Raw genomic sequence first — 6835 nt, 5'->3', positions numbered from 1 at the left:
GAGAAGAGGAACGGTTGTTAAGTAACCGGAAGTTTAAAGTAATTTCTAACTCCCCCTTGCTCCCTGCTCCCCTGCCTTTTCACTCCCCCTTACTCCCTGCTCCCCTGCCTCTTCTAAGGAATACTACTGAGCAATTAAAGTTGCGGTTGATTCACCTGCCAACTAGTGGATTGCTCGTAAGCATAAGCTACCTGAAATAGTTGGTCTTCTCGCAGCACCTGGCCGATTAGCTGTAGTCCAATGGGTAATCCCTGTTGATCAAAGCCACAAGGTACACTTAAGCCCGGTAAACCTGCCAGATTTACGGGAATAGTCATCAAGTCATTCAAGTACATACTCAGGGGATCACTGAGTTTTTCTCCTGTCTTAAATGCTGTGGTGGGAGCGGTAGGAGAAACTAAGACATCAACTTTCTTAAAGGCATTTTCAAAGTCTTGTTTAATCAGAGTGCGGATTTTTTGTGCTTTCAAATAGTATGCGTCATAATAACCAGCCGAAAGGGCGTAAGTGCCAATCATAATCCGGCGTTTAACTTCTGTCCCAAAACCAGTGGAACGGGTACGAGTATACATAGATAACAAATTATCGGCATCATCAGCACGGAAGCCGTATTTTACCCCATCGTAACGAGCCAGATTGGCTGATGCTTCTGATGGCGCAATGATGTAGTAGCTAGGTACGCCATAGCGGAAATTGGGACAGGAGATGACATGAACTTCGGCTCCCAAACTTTGTAATTGTTCTATGGCTTTAGTCACAGCTTGTTCGACTACAGAGTCCAATCCATTGCCAAAAGTTTCTTTAATCACCCCAATTCGCAGCTTTCCTCTGGCTCTCAGGTCTGGTTTTAAGCTGGCGACGTAGTTGGGGATTTCTACTTTCAGGCTGGTAGAGTCTTTGGGATCGTAACCTGCGATCGCATTCAATACTATAGCTGCATCTTCTACTGTGCGTCCAAATGGTCCAACTTGATCCAAAGATGAAGCATAAGCGATTAAACCATAGCGAGACACCAGCCCGTAAGTTGGTTTCATCCCCACCACACCACAAAAAGCCGCAGGTTGTCGAATAGAACCGCCAGTATCAGTACCCAGGGACACAACACATTCTTTCGCCGCCACCGCCGCCGCCGAACCTCCAGAAGAACCACCGGGAACCCGTGATAAATCCCAAGGATTATTCGTAATTTGGTAGGCAGAATTTTCTGTGGAACTACCCATACCAAATTCATCTAGATTGGTTTTGCCGATGATCACAGCCCCGGCATCAATCAATTTTTGTGTCACAGTTGATTCATAAGGCGGCACAAAATTTTCTAAAATTCGAGAAGCGCAAGTAGTCGGAATCCCCTGAGTACACAAATTATCTTTAATACCAATGGGAATCCCCGCCAGCATTCCAATTTCTTCACCAGCAGCGATTTTGGCATCCACAGCACGAGCCTGGTCTAATGCCTTCTCTGTCGTTACGTGTAAGAAACTGTGTAATTTCGGTTCTAAGGCTTGAATACGGTCTAAAGCTTCTTGGGTAATCTCAACAGCAGAACATTCTTTTGTAATTAGTTGTTTGTGCAACTCGCGGATGGATGCCATGATTGCTCTCTTTATAACTCAAGTCATTGATTTTAGTATATTTTCCAGGGTAATGGGTATTACCGCTACGCGGAAGTCAAAAGTCAAAAGTCTTGGCGGTTGCTATAAGATCCTGAAAAATTTTTCTAGTTTTCCGGAATTGTCTTTGCTGTGGTGGTATTACTTATCAGTACGGCGATTTATACAGAACTTCTATAACCCTTCGGGGAACTTATCCCCACCTCGTTCATCAGAAGCCCGGTCATTATGACCGGGTTTTTGGTTTTTGTGTGCGATACCTGCGACGGGCGCTTGCGCCATCGCTTTCTCTAGGCAGAAGCATTACACTCAAGGGATTGGCTAGATTAGCATTAACTATCTTAAAATCAGTTTATGACTAATGTAACAGCCTCAGTTGAAGACTTAGTGCTAATTGCTGGTGCTACTGGTGGCGTAGGTCAACTTGTCACGGCCAACTTGCTAGAAAAGGGGATGAGAGTACGTATCCTCACCCGCAACGTCGCCAAAGCTGCAAAAATGTTTAATGAAAAAGTAGAAATTGCTGTGGGTGACATCCGCGATATCAGCACACTTGCCCCAGCCATGCAGGATATCAACTACATTATCTGTTGTACTGGGACTACGGCCTTTCCTTCTGAAAGATGGGAATTTGAACCCAAACCCAACTTATTAGAATGGGGAAAAATTTTAATTGATTCAGAATATCGCGATCGCACAGCCAAGAATAACCCCCCAAAAGTAGATGCGGAAGGTGTCAGCAACTTAGTATCAGTCGCACCTCCCCATCTCAAACGCTTCGTTTTCGTCTCTTCTGTGGGAGTTCACCGTAAAGACCAACCACCATTTAATATTCTCAACGCCTTTGGTGTCCTTGATGCCAAAGAAAAAGGTGAACAAGCCATCATCAATTCCGGAATACCCTATACGATTATCCGTCCAGGACGCTTAATTGATGGCCCTTACACATCCTACGACCTCAACACCTTACTCAAGGCCAAGACAGGCGGAAAGCAGGGTGTAATAGTAGAGACAGGCGACCAACTTGCAGGAGATGCTAGCCGCATTGACGTAGCTGCTGCGTGTGTAGAATCTATTTTTCACCCATCAACTGCAAATCAAGCCTTTAATTTAGTCAACAAAGGCACAAGACCACCTGTAATTCACTGGGAAACCCTTTTCTCCCAACTAAATAAGACTTCTAGCTCTGATTCCGTAGCATACTAATATCTCAAACCTAAAATCACAGCATTTCCCACTTGGATAATGTGCTTGACATTGAATTGACATACTCACCGCCCTTAAAGTGCGGTGATTCTTGACGACTCACTGCAACTTGCTACCGGAGTAGTCTGATAGTCGCTCCTCGTCCGTTTAAGGTCGTGCCGATGCCCCATGCCGACGATTTCTATATTCTTGGAAGCATTTTCATCTCTGTCGTGTTCAGTGTTGCAGTTCAAGCACAACACTGAGCGAACAGATAAATCAATCTTGCCCCATGGGTGAGGTTGCAAAAACGGAAATATTCAATCAAAGTTGCTTTTGGAGAAATATGGACGCAGATAAAAAAGCAGTTATATCACCAGTCAATTTACAATCGCCAGCAGACGCGGAACTGGAACGCCATCTGCGGGAACTCAAGTTTAGACAGGAACTCAGAAAAGATTGGATTTTATTTATTGTCCGGGATGTTGTTATTTTTTCTGTGGCGATCGCCTTCGTGTTTACAATGTGCGGCTATTCATTTTTCATTCTCATTTACCGCTAATTTAGAAATTATAGCCGATTCCCAGAAACAAACCGACATCAGTCTGCTCCAAAAATGCAGCATTCACAGTCCCTGTGGCGGTAAAGCGATCGCCTAAAGGCAAATCCACACCACCAGTTAACAAGAAACCAAGATCAGAATCACCCCCAGCTTCAATAGCTACACCAGCACCTAAGAAAGGAGATATGGATAACTGTTGTCCAATCAAGGGATCTGCTGAACGTGGAGAAAAATCTAAAGTTACCGGCACCAAAACTAGTGTATCACCCCCAAATATCACCGATGGGCGCACCGAGATCGTATTTGTCAGCCCAATTTTGCTGATCACTGCATAGTTACTTTCGCTGAGAGTAGCATTGCCACTGATGCCAATGTTACCAGCAACTCCCACATAACTAGAACCACCACGAGTAGTTGCACCAGGGTCTATATCAGGAGTAGTTTCGGCTGGTGGCTGCTGAGTTACTCCCAGGTTAGGTGGGATGAGGACTTCATTAATTACATGGATGACACCATTGCTGGCTTCCACATTGGGCTGAATCACATTCGCATTGTTGACCGCAATTTGATTGGTGGCTCTATCCACCTTAATATTGATCGGTACATCCTCAAAAGTTCTCAATTCTCCGTCTGAAAGTTGATTAGCAGTTACCTCCCCAGGAACCACATGATATCTCAAAATATTAATCAATAATTCCCGGTTTTCCGGTTGCTGTAACTCCTCTAGAGTCCCCGCAGGTAAAGCTGCAAAAGCCTCATCCGTGGGAGCAAAAACTGTATAAGGGCCTGGTTGTTGCAGAATATCGGCTAAACCTGCTGTCTGCAATAAAGAAGTCAAGCTGCTAAAAAGTTGACTCGATGCTGCAATAGAAACAATATCTTGAGCAGTTTGAGACTGTTTCGCCGCCCCAACTATATAGTTAGTCGCTCCAACATTGGGAGTCAGGGCTTGCATTTGTCCCTGTCTCACTAAAGCTTGATACAAAATCGCCGATGCTTCCGCACGAGTTAAAGGATCTAGCGGGTTGAGTTGGTTGACATTGGGATAATTGACAACCAGATTGGCTTCTGTGGCTGCTGCGATATTATTCAATGCGTAGTTGGGGATTGCTGAAGCATCTGTGTAGTAAGTACTCACTACACCTAATGGATTGTCGCTTGTTTGCAAACCCAAACCAGTTGTTAAAGCAACTATGGCCTCAACTTTGCGTATTTGCTGATTTGGCAGAAATAAGTTTCCCGGATAACCTGACATAAATCCAGTTTGGTAGGCTTCCTGAATTGCTGAATTTGCCCAGAAGCCAGGACTAATATCTGTAAAACCCTCTGGAGTTATTTGCCGCACAGGGTCTTGATTAAAAGCTTTTTGAATCATCGCTGCAAATTCTGCCCGACTCACAGGTTGATTTGGTCGAAAAGTGCCATCAGGAAACCCAGAGATGATATTTCTTTGAGCTAAAGCCTGAATAAATGGACTTGCCCAATAATCTGAACTAATGTCAGACAAGTTAGCCGCTGAACCAGGCGAGGGAGTACTCGGAACGCTCATTTGAGCCGAAACTATCATGGGATTGATTGTGGCAAATGTTATACTCAACGCCAACAAAGTTGTACTTACTGATGAGTAACGCCAGAAATTAATCATGAAAATATCCTCCTAAAAAATTTCCAAATTATTGTATATAAGTCTGAGTAGACAAGGGTAGACACACGAGTTTTTGGTTGATCTCAATATTCCCAGTAGGAAGGCAGGATTTAAATTATTGAGAGTTAGAACTTTTGAAGACATGATCATTTGCTCATAAAACACCCCGATAAATTTGTCATTTCTTTGATAGTGGCAAATTAGCATAATCTGAGGCATTTAATCGCCATTTTGCCAAAATAACTGAATAAGGCTAATACCACTAAACTGATCCAGTATGGTATCCAAATAGTATTAAAAAGAAATGATTTTCCCTCAAGATACCGTAAATAATCTCAGATTTAACTCAATTACACAACTAGCTTAAGGTCAAACTGTTATTTTATTTATCTTCCTCTGGATAGTTGACTACAATTAAAAAATATTATTATCCAAAAATTACCAGCAAATTCAGATAGTGTTTTTATTTAGTTCAATTATCTTAGCTCCAGTAGGACTTATTTTTGAGGTTTTAATAGCCGGTAGAATTCGGGTATTTGAGCTTCTCGGTAAATACTATATTCTGTCAATACTATATATAGCAATTATATTTAATTGCTCACAATTACCAAATATCCCCAAACCAGTTTATTGAAGAAACCTGGATATTAATTCTTACGAATGATTGAGAATTGCTATGGACTGATTTAACCGACTTAATTTTGTGATGTCATTCACTACACAATTTTCTGGGTTCTCTAGTGGCAAAATATTTTGATACAATACACAATTTCCGGTAAGCTAATGACGAGGCTCAGTTTATACTTACTGAACTCTGAGGACAAGCACCAAATTCGTGCCAATTTGTATCACATCCTAATGTAGCGACAAAAATTCAGTCTTAAGGGCGGTAATGCAAACCAAAAAAAAATTAGACCAATTATGGATTGTACGCTGTTTTGCCGCATTGCTACTCTTTGGTCAAGTACTGCTGCATTTACTCCAAGGAAAAACTTACTACCGGAAAATTTTGCAACACATGGTAACCGCCGGGCCGGCTTCGGTGTCCCCGGTTATCCTGGTCAGTGGGTTTTCGGGGATGATTTTTACTATTCAAACTGCTAGAGAATTAACCAGATTTGGGGCATTAGATGCGGTAGGGGGTGCTTTTGCTGTGGCTTTTTGCAGAGAATTAGCGCCACTTTTGACCGCTAGTATTATTGCCGGACAAGTCGGTTCGGCTTTTGCCGCAGAAATAGGTGCTATGCGAGTTACAGAGCAAATTGATGCACTTTATATGCTGAGAACAAATCCGATTGATTACTTAGTGCTTCCTAGAGTCATTGCTTGCATTTTAATGATGCCAATTATGATGATTTTTGCTTTAGTTATGGGCATCACTGGCGGTGTTTTTGCTGCATCACAATTTTACAATATTGATCCTGAAGCTTTTTTGGAGTCTGTGAGAACTTTTTTAGAACTATCAGATTTACTTATGGTTTTAGTAAAGGGAGTGGTTTTTGGAGCTATAGTTGGGATCAATGGCTGTAGTTGGGGACTAACTACCAAAGGAGGCGCGAAAGAAGTTGGAGAATCAGCAACAACAGCAGTTGTTAGTACTTGGGTATTAATTTTTATGATGGACTTTTTTCTTTCTGTGTTGATGTTCGATAAACCGATACTTTAAGGAGAGTGTCAAATTAGAGGTGACTGTGCTAAAACATAAAAATGCTATAATCGGCTTTTTATCAGCTATATCTCATCATTTACAAACAAGGTTTATTCTGAGAATATAACTAATTATCACATAAAAAAAGTATCAAATTGTACTTCAAATATTTTTCTGTAGCAATT

The 6835-nt window shown here is 42.1% G+C and carries 6 protein-coding genes; 3 read left to right on the top strand and 3 right to left on the bottom strand.

Annotation, left to right across the window (positions count from 1 at the left end):
- Window positions 1-134 precede the first annotated feature (134 nt).
- A complete protein-coding gene (gene gatA / locus AACX33_RS12280; protein WP_194000447.1) occupies window positions 135-1592 on the bottom strand; it encodes an Asp-tRNA(Asn)/Glu-tRNA(Gln) amidotransferase subunit GatA in 1458 nt (485 codons plus the stop codon).
- Between the two features lie 372 nt (window positions 1593-1964).
- Between gatA and AACX33_RS12275 the strand changes: the two genes are divergently transcribed.
- Complete coding sequence (locus AACX33_RS12275) at window positions 1965-2816, top strand: SDR family oxidoreductase (protein WP_194000449.1); 852 nt, start codon at window positions 1965-1967, stop codon at window positions 2814-2816.
- A gap of 74 nt (window positions 2817-2890) precedes the next feature.
- On the opposite strand, the gene AACX33_RS26510 is transcribed toward AACX33_RS12275, so the two are convergent.
- Window positions 2891-3103: a zinc ribbon domain-containing protein gene (locus AACX33_RS26510; RefSeq protein WP_445253327.1), complete on the bottom strand. Its 213-nt coding sequence runs from the start codon at window positions 3101-3103 to the stop codon at window positions 2891-2893.
- Between the two features lie 38 nt (window positions 3104-3141).
- Between AACX33_RS26510 and AACX33_RS12270 the strand changes: the two genes are divergently transcribed.
- Complete coding sequence (locus AACX33_RS12270) at window positions 3142-3357, top strand: hypothetical protein (protein WP_194000451.1); 216 nt, start codon at window positions 3142-3144, stop codon at window positions 3355-3357.
- Between the two features lies 1 nt (window position 3358).
- Here the strand turns inward: AACX33_RS12270 and AACX33_RS12265 are convergent, their stop codons facing one another.
- Window positions 3359-5002, bottom strand: coding sequence for a fasciclin domain-containing protein (locus AACX33_RS12265; RefSeq protein WP_194000453.1), 1644 nt, complete (start codon window positions 5000-5002; stop codon window positions 3359-3361).
- An 892-nt stretch (window positions 5003-5894) separates the two neighbouring features.
- Here AACX33_RS12265 and AACX33_RS12260 point away from each other — a divergent pair.
- Window positions 5895-6668 carry an MlaE family ABC transporter permease gene (locus AACX33_RS12260; protein ID WP_194000455.1) on the top strand — a complete coding sequence of 258 codons (774 nt, stop codon included), beginning with the start codon at window positions 5895-5897 and terminating at the stop codon, window positions 6666-6668.
- Window positions 6669-6835 lie beyond the last annotated feature (167 nt).

Source organism: Nodularia sp. LEGE 04288 (assembly GCF_963896525.1).
Taxonomy (GTDB): domain Bacteria; phylum Cyanobacteriota; class Cyanobacteriia; order Cyanobacteriales; family Nostocaceae; genus Nodularia.
The sequence above is the reverse complement of the archived record's forward strand: the minus strand, read 5'-3'. Positions and strand labels throughout refer to the sequence as shown.

What these genes read in the sequence shown, in the direction of transcription:
- gatA (WP_194000447.1), bottom strand. Translation starts at nt 1,592, where the DNA reads ATGGCATCCATCCGCGAGTTGCACAAACAACTAATTACAAAAGAATGT.
- AACX33_RS12275 (WP_194000449.1), top strand. Translation starts at nt 1,965, where the DNA reads ATGACTAATGTAACAGCCTCAGTTGAAGACTTAGTGCTAATTGCTGGT.
- AACX33_RS12270 (WP_194000451.1), top strand. Translation starts at nt 3,142, where the DNA reads ATGGACGCAGATAAAAAAGCAGTTATATCACCAGTCAATTTACAATCG.
- AACX33_RS12265 (WP_194000453.1), bottom strand. Translation starts at nt 5,002, where the DNA reads ATGATTAATTTCTGGCGTTACTCATCAGTAAGTACAACTTTGTTGGCG.
- AACX33_RS12260 (WP_194000455.1), top strand. Translation starts at nt 5,895, where the DNA reads ATGCAAACCAAAAAAAAATTAGACCAATTATGGATTGTACGCTGTTTT.